Annotated in this window: 21 protein-coding genes and 2 tRNA genes; 16 read left to right on the top strand and 7 right to left on the bottom strand. The window is 46.1% G+C overall.

Translation table 11 applies throughout. From position 1 onward, the window contains the following. The first annotated feature begins 39 nt into the window (after window positions 1–39). Together GXO76_08640 and GXO76_08635 are read left to right on the top strand one after the other, a co-directional pair. Entirely contained in the window at window positions 40–2,535 is a 2,496-nt protein-coding gene (locus GXO76_08640; GenBank protein ID NOY77920.1) for an adenosylcobalamin-dependent ribonucleoside-diphosphate reductase, read from the top strand. Window positions 2,536–2,730: 195 nt separating this feature from the next. Continuing rightward, a complete protein-coding gene (locus GXO76_08635) occupies window positions 2,731–3,342 on the top strand; it encodes a hypothetical protein (GenBank protein NOY77919.1) in 612 nt (203 codons plus the stop codon). Window positions 3,343–3,396: 54 nt separating this feature from the next. Here the strand turns inward: GXO76_08635 and GXO76_08630 are convergent, their stop codons facing one another. The 6 genes from GXO76_08630 to GXO76_08605 form a co-directional block, all read right to left on the bottom strand. Next, window positions 3,397–4,680, bottom strand: a complete 1,284-nt coding sequence (locus GXO76_08630) for an ABC transporter permease (GenBank protein ID NOY77918.1) — start codon at window positions 4,678–4,680, stop codon at window positions 3,397–3,399. Continuing rightward, window positions 4,673–5,584 carry an ATP-binding cassette domain-containing protein gene (locus GXO76_08625; protein ID NOY77917.1) on the bottom strand — a complete coding sequence of 304 codons (912 nt, stop codon included), beginning with the start codon at window positions 5,582–5,584 and terminating at the stop codon, window positions 4,673–4,675. Before GXO76_08625 ends, GXO76_08630 begins: the two co-directional genes overlap by 8 nt. A gap of 358 nt (window positions 5,585–5,942) precedes the next feature. Next, the gene (locus GXO76_08620; protein NOY77916.1) at window positions 5,943–7,166 is read right to left on the bottom strand and encodes a DUF1343 domain-containing protein; all 1,224 of its coding nucleotides are present in this window, start codon (window positions 7,164–7,166) and stop codon (window positions 5,943–5,945) included. A gap of 159 nt (window positions 7,167–7,325) precedes the next feature. After that, window positions 7,326–8,240 carry a GNAT family N-acetyltransferase gene (locus GXO76_08615; protein ID NOY77915.1) on the bottom strand — a complete coding sequence of 305 codons (915 nt, stop codon included), beginning with the start codon at window positions 8,238–8,240 and terminating at the stop codon, window positions 7,326–7,328. A 14-nt stretch (window positions 8,241–8,254) separates the two neighbouring features. Next, window positions 8,255–9,079: a DUF1848 domain-containing protein gene (locus tag GXO76_08610; GenBank protein ID NOY77914.1), complete on the bottom strand. Its 825-nt coding sequence runs from the start codon at window positions 9,077–9,079 to the stop codon at window positions 8,255–8,257. 152 nt (window positions 9,080–9,231) lie between these two features. Further along, window positions 9,232–9,531 carry a (2Fe-2S) ferredoxin domain-containing protein gene (locus GXO76_08605; GenBank protein NOY77913.1) on the bottom strand — a complete coding sequence of 100 codons (300 nt, stop codon included), beginning with the start codon at window positions 9,529–9,531 and terminating at the stop codon, window positions 9,232–9,234. Between the two features lie 332 nt (window positions 9,532–9,863). On the opposite strand from GXO76_08605, the gene GXO76_08600 reads away from it, so the two are divergent. Then, on the top strand, window positions 9,864–10,175 hold the full coding sequence (locus tag GXO76_08600) for a hypothetical protein (GenBank protein ID NOY77912.1): 312 nt from the start codon (window positions 9,864–9,866) through the stop codon (window positions 10,173–10,175). A 388-nt stretch (window positions 10,176–10,563) separates the two neighbouring features. Beyond that, window positions 10,564–11,253: a hypothetical protein gene (locus tag GXO76_08595; protein ID NOY77911.1), complete on the top strand. Its 690-nt coding sequence runs from the start codon at window positions 10,564–10,566 to the stop codon at window positions 11,251–11,253. Window positions 11,254–11,657: 404 nt separating this feature from the next. Here the strand turns inward: GXO76_08595 and GXO76_08590 are convergent, their stop codons facing one another. Continuing rightward, window positions 11,658–12,347, bottom strand: a complete 690-nt coding sequence (locus tag GXO76_08590; GenBank protein NOY77910.1) for a PilZ domain-containing protein — start codon at window positions 12,345–12,347, stop codon at window positions 11,658–11,660. Window positions 12,348–12,710: 363 nt separating this feature from the next. On the opposite strand from GXO76_08590, the gene GXO76_08585 reads away from it, so the two are divergent. From GXO76_08585 to GXO76_08530, 12 genes are all read left to right on the top strand, one after another. Further along, window positions 12,711–14,168, top strand: coding sequence for a sodium-dependent transporter (locus GXO76_08585; GenBank protein ID NOY77909.1), 1,458 nt, complete (start codon window positions 12,711–12,713; stop codon window positions 14,166–14,168). Then, on the top strand, window positions 14,165–14,275 hold the full coding sequence (locus GXO76_08580) for a methionine/alanine import family NSS transporter small subunit (protein ID NOY77908.1): 111 nt from the start codon (window positions 14,165–14,167) through the stop codon (window positions 14,273–14,275). The genes GXO76_08585 and GXO76_08580 overlap by 4 nt, the downstream gene beginning before the upstream one ends. Before the next feature lie 96 nt (window positions 14,276–14,371). Beyond that, on the top strand, window positions 14,372–15,388 hold the full coding sequence (gene holA / locus GXO76_08575) for a DNA polymerase III subunit delta (GenBank protein NOY77907.1): 1,017 nt from the start codon (window positions 14,372–14,374) through the stop codon (window positions 15,386–15,388). Further along, complete coding sequence (locus tag GXO76_08570; GenBank protein ID NOY77906.1) at window positions 15,381–16,028, top strand: sigma-70 family RNA polymerase sigma factor; 648 nt, start codon at window positions 15,381–15,383, stop codon at window positions 16,026–16,028. Before holA ends, GXO76_08570 begins: the two co-directional genes overlap by 8 nt. Window positions 16,029–16,230: 202 nt before the next feature. Continuing rightward, window positions 16,231–16,878, top strand: coding sequence for a hypothetical protein (locus tag GXO76_08565; GenBank protein ID NOY77905.1), 648 nt, complete (start codon window positions 16,231–16,233; stop codon window positions 16,876–16,878). A gap of 36 nt (window positions 16,879–16,914) precedes the next feature. Further along, a complete protein-coding gene (locus tag GXO76_08560; GenBank protein ID NOY77904.1) occupies window positions 16,915–18,102 on the top strand; it encodes a serine protease in 1,188 nt (395 codons plus the stop codon). Window positions 18,103–18,393: 291 nt separating this feature from the next. Then, complete coding sequence (locus GXO76_08555; protein NOY77903.1) at window positions 18,394–19,779, top strand: GAF domain-containing protein; 1,386 nt, start codon at window positions 18,394–18,396, stop codon at window positions 19,777–19,779. 13 nt (window positions 19,780–19,792) lie between these two features. Continuing rightward, the gene (locus tag GXO76_08550; GenBank protein NOY77902.1) at window positions 19,793–19,990 is read left to right on the top strand and encodes a hypothetical protein; all 198 of its coding nucleotides are present in this window, start codon (window positions 19,793–19,795) and stop codon (window positions 19,988–19,990) included. A gap of 29 nt (window positions 19,991–20,019) precedes the next feature. Next, complete coding sequence (locus GXO76_08545; protein ID NOY77901.1) at window positions 20,020–20,619, top strand: XTP/dITP diphosphatase; 600 nt, start codon at window positions 20,020–20,022, stop codon at window positions 20,617–20,619. Window positions 20,620–20,748: 129 nt separating this feature from the next. Further along, on the top strand, window positions 20,749–21,543 hold the full coding sequence (locus GXO76_08540; GenBank protein NOY77900.1) for a hypothetical protein: 795 nt from the start codon (window positions 20,749–20,751) through the stop codon (window positions 21,541–21,543). Between the two features lie 75 nt (window positions 21,544–21,618). Continuing rightward, window positions 21,619–21,696: transfer RNA gene (locus tag GXO76_08535), tRNA-Pro, on the top strand. A 74-nt stretch (window positions 21,697–21,770) separates the two neighbouring features. Next, a tRNA-Arg gene (locus GXO76_08530) sits at window positions 21,771–21,844 on the top strand. The last annotated feature ends 148 nt before the right edge of the window (window positions 21,845–21,992 follow it).

The following is a 21,992-nucleotide window of genomic DNA, read 5'->3' as shown; positions in this document are numbered from 1 at the left end:
CGGAAACGGTACGTTTTTCACACTAACACAGGAGGTGTTATGATTAAAGACATGTTTTCACACAAGGGAAAGCTTGCTCACATGATTCCGGCTCACCAATTGCAAGCGTACAAGAACCTGCACCAGTTTTTACGCAAGAAACAAGCCACCCACGAAATACCCGTACATCCCACAGATTATTTAGGTGGAAATGAACTGGCAAAGAGCATTTATAAACAGAAATACCTCTTAAGGGATCTGGAAGGGAATTTTCTTGAAAATCGGCCTGAGGATGCTTTTATGCGCATTTCGGCGGCCATCGCGGCTGTCGAACCCAATGAGGAAAAGCAAAAGGAATGGGCCATTACGTTTTACAAGGACCTTTATGACGCCGTTTTTGTACCCGGCGGCCGCGTGATCGCAGGCGCCGGAGACCTTTACCGTTTGAAAACCCTGGCCAATTGCTTTGCCAGCGTCATTAAGGGGGATAACATCGAGTCCATTTACAACTCCGCTTACGAATGCGCACGAACCTATTCTTTCGGCGGCGGAATCGGTGTGGACATTTCCATCCTTCGGCCGAAGGACTCCGTTGTTCACAATGCCTCCGATCGGTCCACCGGAGCCGTTTCATTTATGGAATTGTATTCGATGACGACCGGACTCATTGGCCAGAGCGGACGCCGGGGCGCACTCATGCTGACCATCGACGTCAAACATCCCGATGTGCTGGAATTCATTCAGGTGAAGAAAAAACCCAACTGGACCAGCCAGCAAATCATTAATCAATTAAAGTGGTCCAATAAATTTGATGAAAAGCAGCTTAAGGAAGTGGAACAACAGGTGGTTGAAAACACCCAGGTTCGTTTTGCCAATATCAGCATTAAGGTAACGGATGAATTTATGCAGGCAGTGGACGAACAAAATCAGTACGGCAAGACGAAGATTTTGCTGTACAAAAAGAACACAAAAGAGGTTGTTAAAACCGCCTATCTGGAAGATGTTCCCCATTATTCGATTGGGATGCCGGCGAAAGATATTTCTCATTATGAGCTGCTTCAGACATTCGACACCTTTGAACAAGCGGAAAGATATTTGAGCGATACATTCGCTATTTCCGTTTCCGAAGCCTCTCTGAAGGATGTCAATCAACGGGATGTGTACGGCGATTTGGTCCTTCCGCTGAAAGATGAACCCTTCGACCTGGCACTGCGCTATTCCGGCGATTACATGCTTTATTTTGCGTCCAAACCCACTGGAGAAATCCGGAAACTGGTCAAAGCCCGCACCATCTGGGATCGCTTTGTGGAAGGCAATTACAAAACAGCGGAACCGGGGCTCATCTTTTGGTCGCGCATGGCCAAATATTCACCGTCCAATTACGTGGGGCGACCCATCAGCGCCACCAACCCCTGTGCGGAGGTGCCCCTGGAAGACGGCGGGGCATGCAATCTGGGCTCCGTCAATTTACCCCGCCTGGTTGAAAACGGGTTCACGGCAAAGGCCCGCATCAATTGGAAGCGTCTGGATGAAACCGTGGCCCATGTGGTTCGATTTCTGGATAACGTGGTGACCTGGAATGAAGAATTGAATCCCCTGGAAAAACAGCGCAAAGCGGCCAGCGAAACCCGCCGCCTGGGAATAGGTGTGATGGGGATTGCGGACATGCTGAATCAGCTGGGAATTCCCTACGACAGCGAAAAAGGAATTGACCTGATGGGGAAGGTCATGGCTCGTGTGGCGGAAGCCGCCTACCGGGCCTCGGCAGAACTGGCTGCCGAGAAAGGGCCGTCCCCGGTGTTTGACTATGAGGCCTATTCCAAAAACCCCTTCTTTCAGGAAAGCCTGAGCGCAAAAACGAAACAAATCATTAAGAAAAACGGGCTTCGGAATATTGCCCTGCTCTCGATTGCACCCACCGGGACGATTTCAAATATTGTGGTCGGTTATGTCCGGGGCGAGAAAAATTACATTGGTGTTTCCAGTGGTGTCGAGCCCATTTTTGCCCTTTTCTACACCCGCCGGGCCGAATCCTTTGACAACCGGCTTTTCAGGGTATTTCATTCCAGTGTTCAGGCGTATCTTGATGAAAACGGCCTGTCCAAAGAAGCGGAAAAGGCACAAACGCTGGACGATTTAAAAGAAATCTTACCCGACTATTTTTTCCGCACCGCCCACGAAATCGATCCGTTCAAACGGGTTCAAATCCAGGGCGTGTGTCAAAAATACGTGGATCACAGCATTTCGTCGACGGTCAATCTCCCCGAGGATATTGAACCGGAAGTGATTTCGAATATTTACCTTCATGCCTGGAAAAATCACCTCAAGGGTATCACGGTTTATCGGGATGGCAGCCGATATCCGATTTTGGTGGCTGACGAAAGGGCCAAAACGGAATTTCAGCGGATGAAAGAGAAAGAGTTCCGCTACGGCAAAAATGGGGACAGCGTCGTCCTGCGCGGGGATGATTTGATCAGTCTGCCCAACGGACGATTGTCAACCGTTTACCATTTTCTGAAGAACAAAAAGGGCGATGTGCTGGTAGCGGAGTCGTAGAATAATTCATTTTTAGTTACACGGAGTGCCGCAGAGATGGCACAGAGACGCTCAGAGTTCATTCAATTCGAGAGGAACGAAAACGAAATCTTTTATTCGCGCGTTCGCGGCAATAAGTGATACCTTTTTTATTGGGTTAGAATTAAATAATCAAGTCAATCAAAAAAATAAGTATGTCCATTGGGAGAGATACTCATGTTAGAATTGGAAACCTTTGACGGAAAATTTGAAGAAGTAAAAGAAGAAAAGCCCCTTCTGGACGATCCCCACGCGGTGGCGCATCGGCCGGAAATTGTGGACGCCAAAGTCTACAAGCTGAAAAGCGGGTTTGTGAGCCACGCCGTGTACGTGACCCTGGGCTACGTGGAGGAAAACGGGCGGAAACGGCCCATTGAGATTTTTATCAACAGCAAGGATCTCACCAAAATGGCGGAGTATGCCGTTCTTACCCGTCTCATTTCCGCTATTTTCCGGAAGTCACCCGATCCCAGTTTTATTCTGGAAGAATTGAAAAGCATTTACGATCCGAACGGCGGATACCTGAAAAACGGCAAGTACGTGCCGTCTTTTTACAGTGAAATCGCCGATGTGATTGAGCGGTTTTTCGTGGATATTGGGCTGGCTGAAGCACCCGAAAAACCCGTTGAAGGGAAACACCAGTTTGACGCACCCGCGGTGGGTGTTTCGCTGGATGGAGTAGAGATTCTGAAAATTTGTCCCAAGTGCAACCAGCGCACCCTGAAAGTGGAAAATGGATGCCATACCTGCATTAATCCCGACTGTACCTACAGCAAATGTGATGATTGATTGAAAGGCCCCCTGGGAGTCCCCGGCACTCTCAACGTGCCGGGGACATTTTACCTAATATTTTATCCATTTCCACACTTCCGGCAAATTGGGGCGCTTGCCGTACATGAGAATTCCCACCCGGTAAATCCGTGCGGTTATCCAGATCGCTCCCCAAATGGTAAGCCCCAGAATCACAAAGCTTAATCCAATCTGCCAAACCGGCGGCATCAAAACGGAAATGCGCATGAACATGATAATAGGCGCCGTAAACGGAAAAAGCGAAAGCGAAACGGCCAGCGTGCTGTCCGGATTGGACACGACGGGGATAATCAGCATGATAGGAATAACCAGAAGCATGATAATGGGAGTTTGAAACTGACCGGCTTCCTGTTCGGAATTGACCATGGCCCCGATAGCCGCGTAAAAAATGGAATATAAAATGTAGCCCAAAATAAAGAAAAGGAAAAAATAAAGGAGAACCACCGGATCCAGCGGAGGGATATGAAATTTAGCCAGTACATTTCCCGCTCCCAGGGACGCAGCCAAACCCACGCCGTAAACAGAAATGAGAAACAGGGTCATTCCCCAGATAAACATCTGGGTAAAACTGACGGCTCCTACCCCCAAAATTTTTCCGGCCATAAGCTTGAATGGCGACACCGATGAAACCACCACTTCCACCACGCGCGAGGTTTTTTCCTCCAGCACGCTTCGCATGAGCGTTGCCCCGTAAATGAGGATCGCCATGTACAACATAAACACCAGGATGTAGGTAATAGCAAATGTGGCTCCCGAATCTTTTTGCTGTTTTCCGCTTCGGGTCACTTTAAAAGTTTCCAGCTTAATGCCTTTCGTCAGTGTCTGGATAAGCGCCGGATCCAGATTTTGTTTTTCCAGCCGAATGCGGGTGATAATTTTAGAGATTCGCCGCGACAGGCGTTCGTTCACAGAAAAATTACTTACATTTTTGGCGTAGTACTGGATTTTTCCCGTGTCAAAAACGTCTGCCGGAATAATCAGGAATCCCTGAATTTGTTTGGCTTCCACCTCTTTGGCCAGGTGATTTTTGAGAGCGGCCGGATCGTTTCCCCCGATTTTTACCGGGAGAAAATGATACAGACGTTCCCCGTTTTTAAGCGTATCTGTAAAAGCGGACTGAAGCTGCGAAAAAATCTGTCCGCTTTGATCTACAACGGCAATTTTTTGAGGCTTTTCTGAATTCATGAGAGTGGCAATCACGGGAATGGCAAAACCCACTAAAAACAAGAGGGGAATAAGAAGCGTGCTGATGATAAACCCCTTTGTGCGTACCCGGGACGTGTATTCCCGCTTGATAATCGCAAAAATCTTATTCATTTTTATTCCCTCCCAGCGATTGAACGGTCTCAATGAAAATCTCGTGCATCGAGGGTTCCGTGACTTCAAATTTATGCACATCTGCCTGCCTGATTATTTTTCTCAGCAGGTCTTGCGGATCAGCCTCTTTCGCCAACAAGATTTCCACGTAATTTCCGTAATCGTTATACGATTGAATAGAGAGATCAGAGAGAAAATCCGACTCCCCTGAATAGGAAACAATCACATGATTTTTCCCAAATCTTTGTTTGATGTCTTGAATCTTGCCTTCCAGAATAGCCTGTCCCTTGTTGATCAGGCAAATGCGGTCGCACAGTTTTTCCACCTGTTCCATTAAATGGGTGGAGAAGATAATGGTGATTCCTCGCTTGTGTTCCTCCAGAATGACATCTTTCACGAGCTGCGCGTTCACCGGGTCCAGACCTGTGAAGGGTTCATCCAAAATAATCAGATCCGGCTGGTGAAAAATGGTGATAATGAATTGTAATTTTTGCTGCATGCCCCGGGAAAGCTCTTCCACCTTTCGATCGCTCCATTCTGACAAATCAAAGCGTTCCAGCCAGAATGTGGTGCGTTTCTTGATGTCGGACGGTTTAATCCCGTGGAGCTCGCCAAAAAACGCGATCACATCTTTAACCTTCATTTTTCGGTACAAACCGCGTTCTTCCGGGAGGTAGCCGATTCGATCCAGATAGCCGTTTTTCTGATCCTGTCCGAACACGCGAATGGTACCCGAGTCGGGTAAAATAATTTGCATCAGCATACGAATGCTGGTGGTTTTGCCGGCCCCATTGGGACCCAACAGTCCGTAAATGCTCCCACGGGGGATCGAAAATGTCAGATGATCCACGGCACGGACGTCGCCAAAACTTTTCGTAACCGATTGAAATTCCACAGTATTCATGGGTTTTGTCCCTATTTATTTGAGTTTACTCTAAAAAGCCTTTACCCACTAATTTGACGAATTTTCACGAATTGATTTTATTGAAAGAAAGATTTGAAAAAATCGGATTTTATTATTTAACTTTTTTTAACCCACCCCCAAGGGGGGAGGGTCAATAACAGAAAAATGTTACGTAATCACCTATTTTTCAATTAATTATAAATTGACCCCATGTTAATAGCAAATTAATTTTTATCACAAATTGTTGAGCTTATTTTGTTGCGGGCAATTATCTGTGTCAGAAATCTTGATTTTTTCAAAGCTTTCTGGAATTAAGTTAGCGTAATTCGTGTGATTCCTGGTTTTTAGAGTGAACGCATTAATACAACAGAAATTTTTTGCGCAACCGAAGGAATCGGAGAAGTTCCGGCTTGTCTGCGTTCAGAATCTGGTCGACCGTCCAACCGGCTTCAATTTCTTTCCGGATTTTGTCCGTTCCCATGGCGCGGTAAAAGCTCTTCACACGATCCGTATCAAAAATCCCGGCATTCGGGTACAAGTGGTAAAGCGTTGCCAGAATGGTGATTTGTGTCCGCATGGGCAAAAAGCGGCGCCGATTTAAGATGTGAATCTGCACCCCGTTGCAGGTTTTTCCGGAGAAATGGGCGTAATATTGGTGAAAACTGAGCGGCCGAAAATAGACTCCGGGAAGTTTGGCCGCGTTCAATGCCCTGGCCAGTTTCGTGGCCGAAACCCAAGGCGCACCAACCAATTCGAAGGGGGTCGGCGTTCCCACACCTTCACTAATCGTCCCCAGCTCTCCGAACCCTCCGGTGGTGGCCAGGAAAAACGGCGTGTCGGCATGGGGTACATGCGGAGAGGTGGGAATCCACAGCAGGCCGGTATCGTTGAAAAGCATGTCCCGCCTCCAGCCTTCCATCTTAACAATGGTCAGATCCGCGCCAATGCCGTAGGCGGTGTTAAAAAGCTCGGCCAGTTCACCAATCGTCATTCCGTGGACGTAGGGAATGGGATACAGCCCGATAAACGATTTAAAGGTTTCGTCCAGAATGGGGCCTTCCACCAGGAGACCTCCCAGGGGATTGGGACGGTCGAGCACGATAAACGGGATTCCTTTTTCTTTGGCGGCTTCCATGGCGTAGGCCATGGTGTACACGTAGGTGTAGGGGCGGATTCCCACATCCTGAATATCAAAGAGAAGGACGTCCAGGGAATCGAGCATGTGAGGGGTTGGCTTTCGGGTTTTTCCGTACAGACTGTACACGGGAATTCCCGTTTCGGGATCCGTGTACGTGCCCACTTTTGCCCCGGCGGGGGTTTCGCCGCGAACGCCGTGTTCCGGCCCGAAGAGAGCCTTCAATTCGACACCCGGTTCCCGGTACAAAGCCGTAATGTCGGATTCCATTTCTGAGGTTACGCCTGTGGGGTTGGTGATGAGCCCCACGCGCTTTCCCTGAATCAAATCGAGATGCTTTTCCAGCAAAACGTCAATTCCGGGTTTTACAACCGGATGGTACTGAGCCTGTGCGCCGTTTGTCATGAGAAGAAATCCCATAAAAAGTGTAAGGATATTTTCAAGCATTGTTTTCTCCGTTGGTTATCCCGCAAAAACAAAGTGAGACATTTAATCATAAACTTCACGTTAAAAGCCGCTAATTACACCCACGTAATTCCAAAAAATCCATTCGAGAAAATTCGTGAAATTCGCGGGTCACCGCTTTTTCGAGCCGTTTTATCATCCTTAATCCGCAGATGATACCAGGTTTTTTTCATACAGCCAGAAAATGCGTGAAATGTGGGCGTTGGCGTAGTGCAGGTAAAAGGCAATCGGGCCGATCCAAGGGATGATGGAAACGGGTTGTCCCTGCTTTTTCATGTCGTTCAGACAGCGCCGCAGCAGCACACCGCCGATTCCTTTCCCCCGGCAAATAGGATCGGTGCCGATGGGGCCAAACCATCCGGTACCCTTGTTGTTGGCATCGTAAGCCGAGAAGGCCACAATGTCATTTCCGTGAAATGCCAGATGCAGGCTGATGGGATCATTTTTGAAGGTGGAAAGAATTTCGCCTACCCAGCTCGGAAAACTTTTTTCAGCCCAGGCCACCACGGCCGCTTTGTCGCCTGCCGTCGCCCGCCGGACGAAAAAGTTTTCTTTTTGAAGGGCCGCTTCTTTTTCGGCCGTTTCAAAAGATTGATGAATCAGATCGACCTCCATATTCTCCGTTTCGTCGAAGCGGGTAAAACCGCGGCGTTCAGCGAAAACAACGGCTTCCGTGTACCGCGGGTCAATTCCGGGCTGGAAATAATTGACGTACGATGCCAGAAGCCCCAATTTTTCTACGCCCGCTTCTTTCATGGAGAGCTCCACACGGTTCAGCAATTCGGTTGCAATTCCCCGTCTTCGGTAATCGGGGGCCACGCCAAAAAGTTTAATCCATCCGAGGCGCTTGCCCTCATCATGCCTGAATACACCCTGCATAAACGCGATGATTTCGTTGCCATTTTCCACAATCCAGGTCATGTCAGGTTGAAAAGCATCATCCCCGAATGTCTTTTCAAACAGGAGAGAGCGTGTCATGTTGTCGTAGATAAAAATAGAATTCAGAAAAGCAGCGACGGATTCCACATCCTTTTCTTCAAACAAACGGTACAGCATAGGGTCTCCTTCCTTTAGATTTTGTTTATCCAGCCTTTTTTCAGAATGTCTTGACGCGGAAACAGTTTGGGGTTTGCGTAACAATACAAACAGCCATAAGGACACGGATTGTACCAGCCGATATCCCAGCTTTCCGTACAGCCACAAAGCGGACGTTGTCCCCGGGCTTTTTTCAACGAAGCCGGTTCTCCCCGGGGATGCAAAAGCGTCAGCAGCCGGCCGTTAATGCAGCTTGCCTGTGGAAATCCCTCCATACAGCAATAGTGAACACGCGCGCCGTATGCGTGAGCCAGACTTTCCAGTCGTGCGGCGTGCTGTTTTTGCTGTTCGATGGAAATTTCCAGTGGAACCACGCCGTATTTTTGCATTCGAGTGACCACTTTTGGGTAACGAGCCAGCCAGCTAACCGTTACGTCACGAATGCCCAGCGGGAGGATCTGCTCGGCCAATTCCGGGTAAAAATCAACGTTTGAATAGCTATCCCCCTGAGCGGTCTTCACCCGGACAATCGGGTCGAAACGCCAGTGCACACGAAGCGGATTTCCAACAAAATCAATGATCTCCGGGAGTCGTGCCAGAACCTGTCCGGGCTTTGGGACAAAGGGCTCCAGAAAGGTGCCTCCCATGCCCGTAATAGTATAGTGAATGTAAATCTGATCGTAGCGGCTCAACACCTCGCGGACGCGTCGGTTGTTGAGCAGCACGTTGGCGTTTTTGGTCCAGAGAACAAGGGTGTGCACCTTTTCCGGCGGAAGACGGCTCTCCAGAAAATCGGTCAGTTTCTTTGGGAAACAGGCCAGTAATTCTACGCGCCGGCTGGCTGAAATGACTTTTCGCACGGATTTTTTATCCAAAAAAGTAAATTACAAAATACAGGTATCAATTTACTCATCCGAATGGTTATTCGCAAGGGCGAATTTAAGGATGAAAAATAATTTGTTCGCTGAAAAAAATATCCAATTCGATGAAAACTCTTGGGTTAGAGAATTTCTTACAAAGTTAATGATTTTTCTATTTGCTCCAAAATGCTCCCGATATCTCTTTGGGTAACATGTGAAAACCAGAGATTCTGGGGGTAAATCATTACATTGGGCCCCTTTTCACATTGTCCCAGGCAGCCGCTTTGAGAAACACGTACCTTTTCATTCCATCCGTTTTCCCGGACCCTTTGTTTAAGCTCTTCCCGAATGCTGACACCTCCATCGTCGGCGCACGACCGGCGTCTGCCCTGGCGGTCATTCGTACAAACAAAAATGTGGCAGGTGTAGGGTGTTTTTTGTGCATTTTCCATTTTTTCCTCGATTCCTCAGGTTAAGTGGATTCTTAATTTAAAAAATAATTCATGGTTACCCAAAATGCCAAGAAAAATAGTAGGTTTGTACCCGTGGGCAGTGACATTTTCACAATTAACAAGTAAAAATTCCGGTTATCTCGGATTTCAATATGGGAAGCCCTGGTGTTTTGTACAGGAATGCAGACGATCAGAATTGAAATCCTTGAAATTCTTCTTGCAAAAAGAAGTCGTTTTTATTATGTTTTTGAAAAATAACAGATTGGAAGAAAATTTGTTTCCAGAAAGTTTCCATTCATTCCAAAACCCGATCGTTAAAAAGGAGCTGAATCGTGGCAAGCTACCGTGAGCGGATTGAAGACCTTATGAATCGCATCGAAAAAGCAATTTACAAATGGGAAAAGATTACCATTACGGAGTACGAAGAATACCGACGGGAAAAGAAAAAGGTGCTGTTTTTTAACTTTCTTCTCGGTGTTATGCGCGGTGTTGGATTTGTGATTGGCGTAACGATTGTGAGCGGTATTGTTTTGGCGATCCTCACCTGGCTGCTGTCAAAGTCGATTAACATGCCCATCATTGGGAAATTTATTGCAACCATTGTCGATTATGTGAAGCTGTATTCGCAAAATATCGGCCCGTGAAAGATTATTTATGAATCTGCTCCAAAAAAGTATTCGCCCACGAATTTCGCGAATTTTCACGAACCGATTTTATTGAAATTAAATTGGCGTTATTTATGCTGTTCGCAGGTTTTTAAAGTGAACTTATTATTTGTCAGAAATTTTTTTCAAAAAGCCATTCACATTCGACGCATGGGGAATAATGAGGAAGTAACCTCCGATAAAAAAGAGACGGCGGCAAAGCATTCAAATAGATTCCAGATTTGGGTAAAGTCTGGATTTTTTTTGCCGATAATTAAAAAAGATACATCTCAGAATCAATTCTCGTTTTTTATTTGAAAACGAACCCGTTAAACATCTTTTCCATTCATTTTAATGAACCATTTATTTTAAAAGGAGGTTATCGGTGATGAAATATCGGATTTCAGCAGTGCTTATTCTGGTGGTGGCCGTTGCATTTTCCGGGTGTTTGCAGAAGAGTTCCACGGGCGGATCAGCCACTCCCCAATTTCCATCGTTTGTGAATTTTCAGGGGCCTGCTTCGGCCAATACCCCGGCTGAACTGCAGAATTATGTGAATATGTTCAATGCGCATACCGGAATGGCCTTTTCCTACCTGACGTTTGCTCAGCTTCAAACCCCAAAAGTGGAAGGCAATACCACAACCTGGACCATTACCTCGGGCGATTTGGTCGCCACGATTGCGGCAGTTAAAGAAAATGATTCGGCCAATTGGACCTTCGAACTTAACGGAACCGATCAGGGCGGTACGGTTTATGACCACTGGACGTTGATGAGTGGCACCTCTTCAATGGATGGAAAATCCGGGACGATGCACATTTTTGATCAAAAGGAAAATGAAATTGCGCTTTTTGAATGGTCTGAAGACAGCAACGGGAAGAAGGAAGCCCAACTAACCATTTACGGAAGCCCCAATTCAGAGTATGATCTGGTCAATAATTCCGATCACTCCGGTTCGGTTGATGTTTTCTCGGGAAGTGCCAAAATTTACCACGCGGTTTGGGCGGCAAACGGCTCAGGTTCCTGGGAAGAATACGATGCGTCCGGGAATGTAAAAGATTCAGGAAACTGGAACTGAGGGACCTCGTTGTGGCGAGGCCGGAACCACGAAGCTCCAAAGTCACAAAGGCAGAATAAACAAAAAGATAAATATCCATTAAAACAGGATACTATTCGAAAAAGACTGAATTGTAAATAGCCAATTATTGTAATCTTTTTGACGCAGGGGCTTTGAGGCAGCACTTTATGAATCGTGCGGATTAATGGAGACGGTTTAAAATTTTAAAAAAAATAAAATTTTTTTAAAACATTTTTAGGAGATTTACGTATTAATATCAAAAGGGTGAAATTTTTTAAACTTTTAGGAGATTGGCTCGTATAAAAATTTAAACCACATTTTTGAAATAAATGACCCCAGATGATGAGACCCCCATCATCTCCTCCGCAAAAGGGCTGCTTTACCAAAAGACAGCCCTTTTGTTTTTACAGAAAATTTTTTAGAAAGGTTTTGATTTTGTTGTCTGAAGCCACTTGGGTGGTGCGATCCTCTCCCGTGCAAAATCTCAGGTATTCCTTCAAAAGCCCCTGCGAGTAAGCCGGTTCCTGGCGTTTCAATTCGTCCAGCACCTCCAAAAAAAACCACCTCTCTTCCATTCGGAGATGTTCTGTAATATCACGAAAGGATTCGTAAACGTGGGTTCGCATCCGAATCTCATCCTGAATGGAATCCTGATTTGTGTAATTTTCAGCCTGGCGAAGGCGTGTCAAGAAAATGGCTTCTTCTTGAACGGTGTTGATTTTAGCTGCCTTTTTGGACGGGATCTTGGTGCCGGTTAGTCCACCGAATTTTTCAAATTTGATGGCACAATAAATGGCATCAGGATCACCTGTGGGCTCCAGGCGGACGATTTCACCCGCATACGTAATTGGCGATTTGTGAGGAAACTGTAAATCTATGCGCGGAAGGATATCTCCTTTGTGAAATTTTTCGGCGCAATGGGTCGTATACACCAGGACGCCCCCCGGACTTAAGTTTACGACCTGAACCGTACAATGCTTGTTCCCGAGAAAAAATATTTCCGCCAGAATTTTTTCCGGCATACTGGGTCGGAGCCGATAGTAACGGCGGCGTTCTTTTTGTGGCTTGGTAAACGTTTGAATCTGTGTGTCCATGTGTCCGATCAACCATTCTTAGAATCAGTTTTAACCCAAGGGTTGAAAAACAGAAATACGTTAATGTTCGAAAAAATTGACTCGTTCTTAGCAATGTCCTCTTTTATTTCGGCAGAGTGGTTTAAAATCATAAGGCTTAAACGGGTAGGAAGCAATTTTGCCGGGTGCCCGCAGATCGTTTAATGTGTTTTGTTTGCAAAAAGGGCGTCTTCGAAACGGCATACGGGGGCGGAACACATTTTTTGTGTCGTCATTACGGCTGCTCTGAAATCTACTCTGTAAAACTTCTTGCATTTTCCGTAAAAATCACTATTTTAGAATATCTGCCTATTAAAAACTTCTGTTTACACATTTTGGAGAACAATGGAGAAGCGAGAAGAATTTTCTTCCCGGCTGGGGTTAATTTTGGCCGCAATGGGGATGGCCGTAGGCGCCGGAAATATCTGGCGGTTTCCGCGAATGGTGGCTCAAAACGGGGGGAGCGCGTTTCTGATTCCATGGGTTATTTTCCTTTTTCTGTGGTCCATTCCCCTCTTGATGGTTGAATTTACAATGGGGAAGACGGCGAGGATGGGGACGATTGGCGCTTTTGGAACATTCATGGGAAAGAAATTTGCCTGGATGGGAGCGTTTGTCGGTTTTTGCACCATGGGCATTATGTTTTATTATTCCGTTGTTACCGGATGGAGTTTGCACTATTTTATTCAGGCATCTCTGGGACAGCTGAATCACGTCGACCCCGGAGCCTACTGGACGCATTTTACCGGATCCCCCTTGCCACTGTTCGATCACCTTATTGCCATTAGTGTGGCCAGCTGGATTGTTTTACAGGGGGTGGCGGGCGGAATTGAGCGCGCCAATAAACTGCTGATTCCTTCCCTTTTTGTTCTGGTGATCATTGCCTCCATTCGGGCCGTTACCCTGCCCGGAGCGGCAGAAGGATTAAATTTTCTGTTCAATCCGGATTTTTCCAAATTAATTGATTTTCGTGTGTGGCTGGAAGCCCTTTCGCAGTCTGCCTGGTCCACCGGAGCCGGCTGGGGCTTGATTTTGACCTACGGGGTGTATCTCAAAAAGGATGAGGATGTGGTGCTCAATTCTTTTGTCACGGGATTGGGAAATAATTCTGCCTCCTTGTTTGCGGCACTGGCTATTATTCCGACCGTATTTGCCCTGCTTCCTCTGACAACGGCTCTGAATGCCATGAAATCCGGAAATACGGGTCTGACGTTTATTACCATTCCCAAACTTTTTGAGAAAATGCCCGCCGGTCAACTTTTTGCCGCGTTGTTCTTTCTGGCCCTTACATTCGCCGCTCTTTCTTCCCTGATTTCCATGGTTGAGCTTGCTACGCGCCTTTTTATGGACATGGGGTTAAATCGTAAAAAAGCGATTCGACTGGTTTGGATCGTCACCCTTTTTCTGGGTGCGCCCTCTGCCCTTTCCCTGAAATTTTTTAACAATCAGGATTGGGCCTGGGGGGTCGGATTGTTGGTAAGCGGACTCTTTTTCTCACTGGCCGTGATTAAATTCGGGGTGTCTCGTTTCCGAAAGGAGCTTTTGAATTCAAAGGATTCGGATATCCGCGTGGGGAAATGGTTTGACTATATTGTGCGATTTGTCATCCCCTTGGAATTTGCAGCCATGCTCGTCTGGTGGTTTTACCAATCGGTTACCGCTTACGATCCGAAAGGCTGGTGGAATCCTTTTCACACATACAGTCTGGGAACCTGTCTTCTGCAATGGGGGGTGGTTCTCCTCTTTTTTATTGGATTCAATAAATGGCTGGTTCGATGGACTCTCGAAAGGGAGGGCACATGACAAAAGGCGCCGTTGTTTTTATGATTCTTATTCTTGGAATTATCTGGGGCGGTTTTACCGTTACCCTGGTAACGGCCCTCAGAAAAGAGAAGAAAAAGAAACGGTGATTTTCTGGCTGCCAATAGGAAGATTGCTTGATTTTGCGGGTATTTTCTTTTATATTTTTAAAATAGTTACATCTGATTGGGATTTAGTAGAAGCAAATGAGTATGGCCATCATTCAACCTGAAACCTTTCAAAAGCATCTTCAGTCCGGAAAAATAGAACCGGTGTATCTGTTTTACGGCAGTGAAGATTATCTGATTAAAGGTTCCCTTAAGCAGATTACGGATAAACTAATCTCAAAGGAAGTCCGGGATTTTAATTATGATCTGCTGTATGGGGAGGAAGTCACCGGGGAGACCATTATCGGGATTGCCACCTCTTTCCCCATGATGGCTCAAAGGCGGCTGGTGATTGTACAGCACGTGGATCGCCTGAATGAAGCCGGAAAACGGCTGCTGCTCAGATATGTGGAAAATCCCGCTCCGCAGACAGTTCTTGTACTGGTGTCGGATCGAAACGATCTTAAGAAATTTCATAACGATATCCTCAAAAAAGCGGTGGGTGTGCCGTTTAAACCCCTGACAGAAACCAAGATATTGCAGTGGATTTTTTCCCATGTTCGGGAGAGAGGCAAGGAAATCTCCCCTAAAGCCGCTCAACTTCTGGTTGCCCGGATGGGACGATCCCTTCAGGATATTGCCAATGAAATCGATAAATTGGTCCAATATGCTAAAAACCAAATTGAAATTACAGAGGAAACGGTTGAAAAAGTGGTAGGAATATCGCGCACATTCAATATCTTTGAAGTGTGGGACTCTCTGGGAGAAAAGAAATTTGCGCGCAGTGTGGCTATTGTCAGGCGAATGCTGGAGGTAGGCGATTCACCGGTTTATATGGTAACTATGCTCACCTCCTATTTTAGCAAATTGGCACGGGTCAAGGCTCTCCAAAAAAAGGGGGCATCGGTTAAGGATATTGCCGTGCAGACCCACACGCCTCCCTATTTTGTTAACAAGTATATTGCACAAGCGGGAAAATACACCGAAAGTGAGCTCATTCGGAATTTTCAATTTCTGTTGGAAGCCGATCGCAATCTAAAATCGCACTATCAGCATCCGCGCCTCATTATGGATTTGTTGGTTTATCACTTAACGCATGCGAATAAAAATGTCTGATCAATCCGGCTCATTGCCCCAAAAAAATAATGATTTTCAAGAGCCCTACAATTCTCTTGAGGATGAGGATCTGATTGAGAAATTTCAGCAGGGAGATATTAAGGCCTTCAATGAAATTGTCCGGCGCTATAAGGACCCGCTTCTCAATTTTGTTTATCGCTTTTTAGGAAATCGGACCGAATCCGAGGATATTGTACAGGAAACCTTCCTCCGTGTTTTTCGCAATAAACATGCCTACCGCAAAGTGGCCAAATTTTCTACGTGGATTTACACCATTGCCGGGAATCTGGCAAAAACGGAGTTACGAAAGCGCAAAAAACGGAATCTTTTCTCGATTAGTGATATTGGTTATGAAGACAAAGATTACGAAATATCAGATGAGTCGTTAAGTCCTGAAAAAACAGTCAACAGCAGCATGTACGATGAAATTATTCAAAAGGAAATACAAAATCTGTCGCCCAAATTCAGGGAAGTTATTATTCTGCGAGATATACAGGAACTTTCTTACGAAGAGATTAGTAAAATTATTAAAATTCCGATAGGTACGGTGAAATCCCGTGTCAACCGGGCACGTTTGCGGCTTCAGGAACGACTAAAATTTTTATGGGATAAACGCCAGGTGCCGCCCGGAAAAGAATAAGCATCCGGTAGGTACCGATGCGGGCGCAGATTTTTTCAAATTCTTATTATTTTATGGAACATTTTAAGGGTTAGTGCTTGTTAAATAAGTGATGTTAATAATTTGAATGGAGTGCCGATACGACATATGAATGATCTTTTCCCTCTAATACTTTTAGTTTTTACAGGAATTCTCATGAAACAAAAAATTCAGGAGGAGCTGAATGATATCTTGCGACCAGTTTTCATCTCTAATAACGGATTATCTGGATGGTTTTATCGGGGGAAAGAAAAAATCCCAATTTGAAGAGCATTTAATGGCCTGTGAATCATGCCGGGCCAAAATGCAGCGCGTAAAACTCGTCCAGAAACAGCTCCGTGAAATGCCCGTTGTTCATGCATCTCCCACGTTTGACATCGTGCTGAAAAGCCGCATTCGTCAGGAGCTGGAGCGTGAAGGTTTTTTTGAGCATATTTTAAATGTTCTGCTGTCCACAAAAGCTCCCGCTTACGGATTGGCTGTTTTGAGTCTTCTGTTTGTCTCGTTTTTTGCAGTCAATCAATTTTTCCTCACGGGTTCATCGAAACAACACATTACTCGCTCTTATCCTCAGATGGAGGCCAAACAATCGGAAACGGTTTCTCCCGTGGTCGAAGTTGCGAGAAAACCGGTGGTCGAAGAACATGTGCGATATGTCCTGGACGAGGTAGCCGTTTCGCAAACCCCGCAAAGCCGCACGGGAATCAATTCCGTTAGTCTTTCCGAGCATCGGAACGATTCGGTGAAACGAGCCAGCATATCCAGCGATTCGACGGGCCCTGCCATCTTTCCTTCGATGCCAATGGGGCGCGCGGTTTCGGTTATTTTTTAGCGATCGATTAACATGCACCAATCCGGCAAAAAAATAATGGCCCTGGGGGCAGTGAGTTTTTTCTTCTTATCGCAAACGCTGCTTTTTGCGGGTGATACCCAATTACTGCCTCAACTGGAAAAAGAAATGGTTTCCCTTGTGAATAAGGGACAAAAAGTCAGTGTGAGCGTCATTGCCCAGTCAAAAATTGAGCCTTCGCAGCAGACCTTATCCAAGTCCTCCAATTCCCAAAATTCCTCCCGAATGATTATCAGCAAAACCATCGGTTCGGGTTTTATTTACAGCCGGAATGGCTACATTGTGACCAAAAACAGTATCGTTGCCGGTGCAGACCAGATTCACGTTCTTCTGTTTAATGGGGATTCGTTGAATGCGGAACTGATCGCCGTTGATCCCGAAATCGATCTGGCTATTCTGCGCGTAAACAAAAGAGACCTACCGGCTCCCGAATTTGCGCCTCCTGAAGATTTACATGTCGGAAGCTGGGTTATTGTTATGGGAAAATCCATTGGATTTTCCACAGCCATTTCATTTGGAATGATTCAAGGCGTGTCTCAAGAAGGGTTTTTGAGGGTTGGGGTTCAGGTGTCTCCCGGAATTATCGGTGCCCCCATTTTTAATTTCAAAGGACAAATTGTCGGTCTTCTGTTTGCCAAAGTTTTGGCAAATGAGAGCGATTATGCGGCTTATTCCCTGGACGATCATTTTCGGGAGGGTCTGGCACTGCCTATTGCTCAGGTTCGCAAGAGAATCAATCGGCTCATTGCGATGTCCCAAAAACGCAGAGGGTGGCTGGGCATTACCGTTAGTAATAAGCCGGGCACCTCCTCAATCGATACACTTGTAATTACCCATGTTTTCCCCAACAGCCCCGCGTATTTGGCAGGCATTCAGGCAGGCGACTATATTCTGGAATTCAATGGTAATCGTGTTCATAATCTCAGAGATTTGCTGAATCAAATCAATGCCCACAATCCCCGGTCACGAGTTTCGTTTACGCTTTTACGAAACGGGAAAAAGTTTTCTCGGATGGTTGTTTTGGGAGAACGTCCCCCTCTGACCAAAATTCAGAAAATCGTAAAGAGAAATTTTTCGATTCAATCCCCGGGAAAAAGCCGTGCCAAAAATTATCGGCCGGTACAGAGCCAACGAAATATGTTGCTGAGAATTCAACGTCTGGAACGAGAGGTTCGTTTTTTACAGAAACAGATCAAGAAGAATTAAAACGATCGGTATTTTGTAACAGCACCCTTTTTGATGCATTAAATCCCCGTTTTTAAGGCCATCATTTTAAACAAAAACAGACGCGGTTACGAGCGGATCTGCAAAAAAGCCTTTCCAAAAACATTTTTTTGTTGATTTCCAAAAATAATTTTATAAATTTATTTAGTTTAGAATCCAATTTCCCGATGATTACGAAGGCCGTACAAAAAGCGTAAAACAGGGATTATAGGGAAGAAAATCCGCCTCAGGCGGATTAGAATGAAGCTCGTTTAAAAAACAATTTGTGGTTGAATGGAGAATCCGTCAGAACACATAGCTTCCGAGGGTAACTCCGGGAAGAATTTGGATTCCCGCATTGTTTATGCGGTCGTCCTACTCACACTGGTCATTGGATTCTTTTTGGGTGATTATTTTGGCGGGCCCTTTTCAATTGCAGTTCGCTTGATTTTGTTGGTCATAATCGCTGTCATTCTCTATTTTTTCATGGTGCCGGAATCGGTTGAAAATGGCTTTCCGGAAAGCGATCAGGATGATCCGGAGAATGACGATGAAAATGGGGTGAGTGGGCAAGACAGACTCATCGAAACAGACAACAAATTACCTGAAAAAAGGAGTTCTGCTTTGAATGAGAATTCTGAAAATAATATGCCTGAAAATGAAAAATTTGATTTTTACCAGGAAATTGACCGTTTTTTTCGTCATCTAATGAAAATGGTAAAATCAACGTTTGTAGCCAATTCAGCCGTTATTTTTTTGTATGATCAGATGCTTCGGCAATTGCGGATTGAATATGCAGCAACCGAGACCGAGCCCACTCTTTTTGAAGGGGACGCTGTGGATATTGAAGGAACCCTGCCCGGAAACGTGTTCCGCAGTCGGGAGTCCCTGCTGGAACAAAATATCCCGAATGAGCTGCAGGTAGCCGGTTATTATCGAACACCCGCACCCATCAAATCCTTTCTGGGGGTGCCCATTCAGGTGAATGGAAATACCGTGGGCGTGTTGGCCATTGACAGCACCAATGAGGAGGAATTCGGAGAAAGCGATCGGGACTTGCTGGAGTCGTTCCAGGGTCTCATTGCGCAGGGTTTCTCGATCATGGCCGAAAGGGAACGGTATGCTCTGGTAAATCGTTCTTTGGAAGCGCAGCAGGTCCTCATGCGGCAATTGAACGAAGAGGACAGTTTAGAGAATATCTTAAACGGATTTACACACGCCTGCCGGATGGTTTTTCAGTATGATCGCATTACGATTTCGATGTTGAACTCCGATACGAAAGAAACCGCTAAAATTGTACGCGTCATCGGGCAGGTGGATGATTTTGGAGAGGGAACCGAATTCAATGTGTTTGACGGACTGACCGGTTGGGTGATCCGAAAAAACCGCCCCCTTTTGCTGGCCGATCTTGAAAAGGGGGAATTGTTTCGTCCGCGCTTCACAAAGGAAGAAAAATCGAATTACGAGCTGCGATCCTTTTTAGGAGTGCCGATTTCTTATCAACAAAGCATTTATGGGGCCGTCAGCATCGAATCGAAACACCCCGATTTTTATTCGGAATGGGATCAAAAAATACTGGGTTTGATGGCCAATCAAATCGGATTAGCACTGAGCAATATGTTGAATAAACCTGTAGATATGAATAAAGGAATGCAAATTCCTGTTGACAAATTGACGTAATTGGAGGTAAAGAATGGCAAAAAAAGCAAAATCTTTTGCAGATAAGCTTCGGAAAGCAGAACATCACGGTACGGTTTGTCCCGTATGCGGACAGGAATACGTTATGGTTAAACAAGTTAAATCCGTTCCCACAGAAAAGGGGACGTGGAAGTTTAATCAGAATCTGTTAAAGGTGTGTAAATGCAATGAAGCTGAGGTTTATGCCCTTTAAGGGAAAAGCCGGGAGTGAACCAGAAACAAATGACAATTGTTCTCGCAACAAAGAATAAAGACAAGATTCGGGAAATTAAGAAGATTTTATCGGATTTGTCGATTGAATTAAAGACCATGGCCGATTTTCCGGATATGCCCGATGTAGAAGAAGACGGTGCCACACTGGAAGAAAATGCCCTTAAAAAGGCCGTGGAATTTCACAACTTTACGGGACTTCCGGCGCTTGCGGATGATACGGGGCTGGAAGTCGATGCCCTGTCCGGGGCTCCGGGTGTGTATTCCAGCCGGTTCGCGGGCGAAGAGGCCAGTTACGCGGACAATCGAAAGAAATTGCTTGAGGAATTAAAGGGCGTTCCTGAAGAAAAGCGAGGCGCTCAATTTCGCTGCGTCGTTGCGTTTGTGGACGGGTCTTACCAGATGACAACCGAGGGAATCGTGCGGGGGAAAATCCTTACCGAAGAACGGGGAAACGGCGGTTTCGGTTATGACCCGGTTTTTTGGCTGCCGGAATTTGAAAAAACATTTGCGGAAATGGATCTGGACAAGAAAAATGGCATCAGCCATCGGGGAATAGCGTTCCGAAAAATGAAAGCGAAATTAGAGGCCTATCTTTCCCGGCGTCCCTGAACCAAGCGGGGGAGGTGATGCGTCCAATCAGGCGGCGCAGAATGGGTGGCTTCTCTAAGATAGGTGAGCTGCCGGTGTTGTTCTGTGGTATTCAGCAAATATTTCCCCAGAATTAAGGAGAAAATTGCCGTGAGAAAACTCAGTCGAATGGCCGTTTTGGCCCTCATTTTTATGGTTTGGATTTCGGGCTGCAGTAAAAAAGAGGATAAAAAGACGGCCACCGGTCCGGTCTCGCAAAGTTATGTTCCCTTTGCGGTTGGGAATTTTTGGACGTACGATGTCAAACCGGCCGATTCCGATTCTGCGGCTTATACGGCCACCATGAAAATCATTGATACAACCCGTTTCGAGGATGAAAAGGCGGTTATTATGGAAACCCGCAAGTCCACGAATCAGGCCAATTGGACACGGCAATATTTTCAGGTCACCAGTAAAGCCCTGTTGCTGTTCGGTTGGGAATCATTTGACGCCTCGACCGGAGATACCAGCCGAATCTTTTTTTCTTCTCCGGTACAGTGGGTAACCATTCCCTTTGAGGAAGACAAAAGCTGGGAGATTTTCCACTATTCCGGCACCCTGACGGATGCTCCTCTGGCCAGTTCCGTTCTGCCCTCGGATGATTTGGATGGTGACGGCACACCCGATCACGTGGATTTGACGATTAAAGGGCAATCCTATAAAATTGAAACCATTAAAGCGGCGGGGAAGTCTTTTCAGGCGTACAAAATGGATATTCTGGTCAATGCCCAGGTAAAGATGAGTCAGACGGGGCTCACGATTCCGTACACACTGAAATTCGGCACCTTTTATTTTGTACCGGAGGTTGGAATTGTAAAAATCGTGCAATACGATATGTCCGGGAAGGCAACGGAAACCTGGCTTCTGGCCAACTATTACTTGAATTCCATGATTGGCGTGCCGTAAAGAGGGGGCATCGGGAGCGCTTAGAAAATTCTTGATTTTTTTTGGAAATTGCCGTATATTAGCACGCATATTTTTCGGGGCGTAGCGCAGCCCGGTTAGCGCGCCTGCTTTGGGAGCAGGAAGTCCCGAGTTCAAATCTCGGCGCCCCGACCATTTTAAAGAGCGGATTTTACGGATGACCGTTGTTCCATTCCGTCGTCCGCTTTCTTTATTTGTGAAAAATAGCTGCGCCCGTAGCTCAATCGGATAGAGCAACGGACTTCTAATCCGTAGGTTGCAGGTTCGATTCCTGCCGGGCGTACAGAGGATGGTCCCCTGGAGAGAGATTTCCCAGGGGATTTTTGTTGTGTGATTAAATTTGATAGGGGGAATCGGATAGAGCAATCCGCCTAAGGCGGATAGGTTGCAGGTTCGATTCCTGCCGGGCGTACAGAGGATGGTCCCCTGGA

The organism is Calditrichota bacterium (assembly GCA_013151735.1).
Taxonomy (GTDB): Bacteria; Zhuqueibacterota; JdFR-76; order JdFR-76; family BMS3Abin05; genus BMS3Abin05.
Note: the sequence above shows the minus strand (reverse complement) of the source record. Positions and strands in the feature narration are given on the sequence as shown.

Excerpts from the sequence above, each read along its gene's own strand:
- GXO76_08640 (NOY77920.1), top strand. The coding sequence starts at position 40 with ATGATTAAAGACATGTTTTCACACAAGGGAAAGCTTGCTCACATGATT.
- GXO76_08635 (NOY77919.1), top strand. The coding sequence starts at position 2,731 with ATGTTAGAATTGGAAACCTTTGACGGAAAATTTGAAGAAGTAAAAGAA.
- GXO76_08630 (NOY77918.1), bottom strand. The coding sequence starts at position 4,680 with ATGAATAAGATTTTTGCGATTATCAAGCGGGAATACACGTCCCGGGTA.
- GXO76_08625 (NOY77917.1), bottom strand. The coding sequence starts at position 5,584 with ATGAATACTGTGGAATTTCAATCGGTTACGAAAAGTTTTGGCGACGTC.
- GXO76_08620 (NOY77916.1), bottom strand. The coding sequence starts at position 7,166 with ATGCTTGAAAATATCCTTACACTTTTTATGGGATTTCTTCTCATGACA.
- GXO76_08615 (NOY77915.1), bottom strand. The coding sequence starts at position 8,240 with ATGCTGTACCGTTTGTTTGAAGAAAAGGATGTGGAATCCGTCGCTGCT.
- GXO76_08605 (NOY77913.1), bottom strand. The coding sequence starts at position 9,531 with ATGGAAAATGCACAAAAAACACCCTACACCTGCCACATTTTTGTTTGT.
- GXO76_08595 (NOY77911.1), top strand. The coding sequence starts at position 10,564 with ATGAAATATCGGATTTCAGCAGTGCTTATTCTGGTGGTGGCCGTTGCA.
- GXO76_08590 (NOY77910.1), bottom strand. The coding sequence starts at position 12,347 with ATGGACACACAGATTCAAACGTTTACCAAGCCACAAAAAGAACGCCGC.
- GXO76_08585 (NOY77909.1), top strand. The coding sequence starts at position 12,711 with ATGGAGAAGCGAGAAGAATTTTCTTCCCGGCTGGGGTTAATTTTGGCC.
- GXO76_08580 (NOY77908.1), top strand. The coding sequence starts at position 14,165 with ATGACAAAAGGCGCCGTTGTTTTTATGATTCTTATTCTTGGAATTATC.
- holA (NOY77907.1), top strand. The coding sequence starts at position 14,372 with ATGAGTATGGCCATCATTCAACCTGAAACCTTTCAAAAGCATCTTCAG.
- GXO76_08570 (NOY77906.1), top strand. The coding sequence starts at position 15,381 with ATGTCTGATCAATCCGGCTCATTGCCCCAAAAAAATAATGATTTTCAA.
- GXO76_08565 (NOY77905.1), top strand. The coding sequence starts at position 16,231 with ATGATATCTTGCGACCAGTTTTCATCTCTAATAACGGATTATCTGGAT.
- GXO76_08560 (NOY77904.1), top strand. The coding sequence starts at position 16,915 with ATGGCCCTGGGGGCAGTGAGTTTTTTCTTCTTATCGCAAACGCTGCTT.
- GXO76_08555 (NOY77903.1), top strand. The coding sequence starts at position 18,394 with ATGGAGAATCCGTCAGAACACATAGCTTCCGAGGGTAACTCCGGGAAG.
- GXO76_08550 (NOY77902.1), top strand. The coding sequence starts at position 19,793 with ATGGCAAAAAAAGCAAAATCTTTTGCAGATAAGCTTCGGAAAGCAGAA.
- GXO76_08545 (NOY77901.1), top strand. The coding sequence starts at position 20,020 with ATGACAATTGTTCTCGCAACAAAGAATAAAGACAAGATTCGGGAAATT.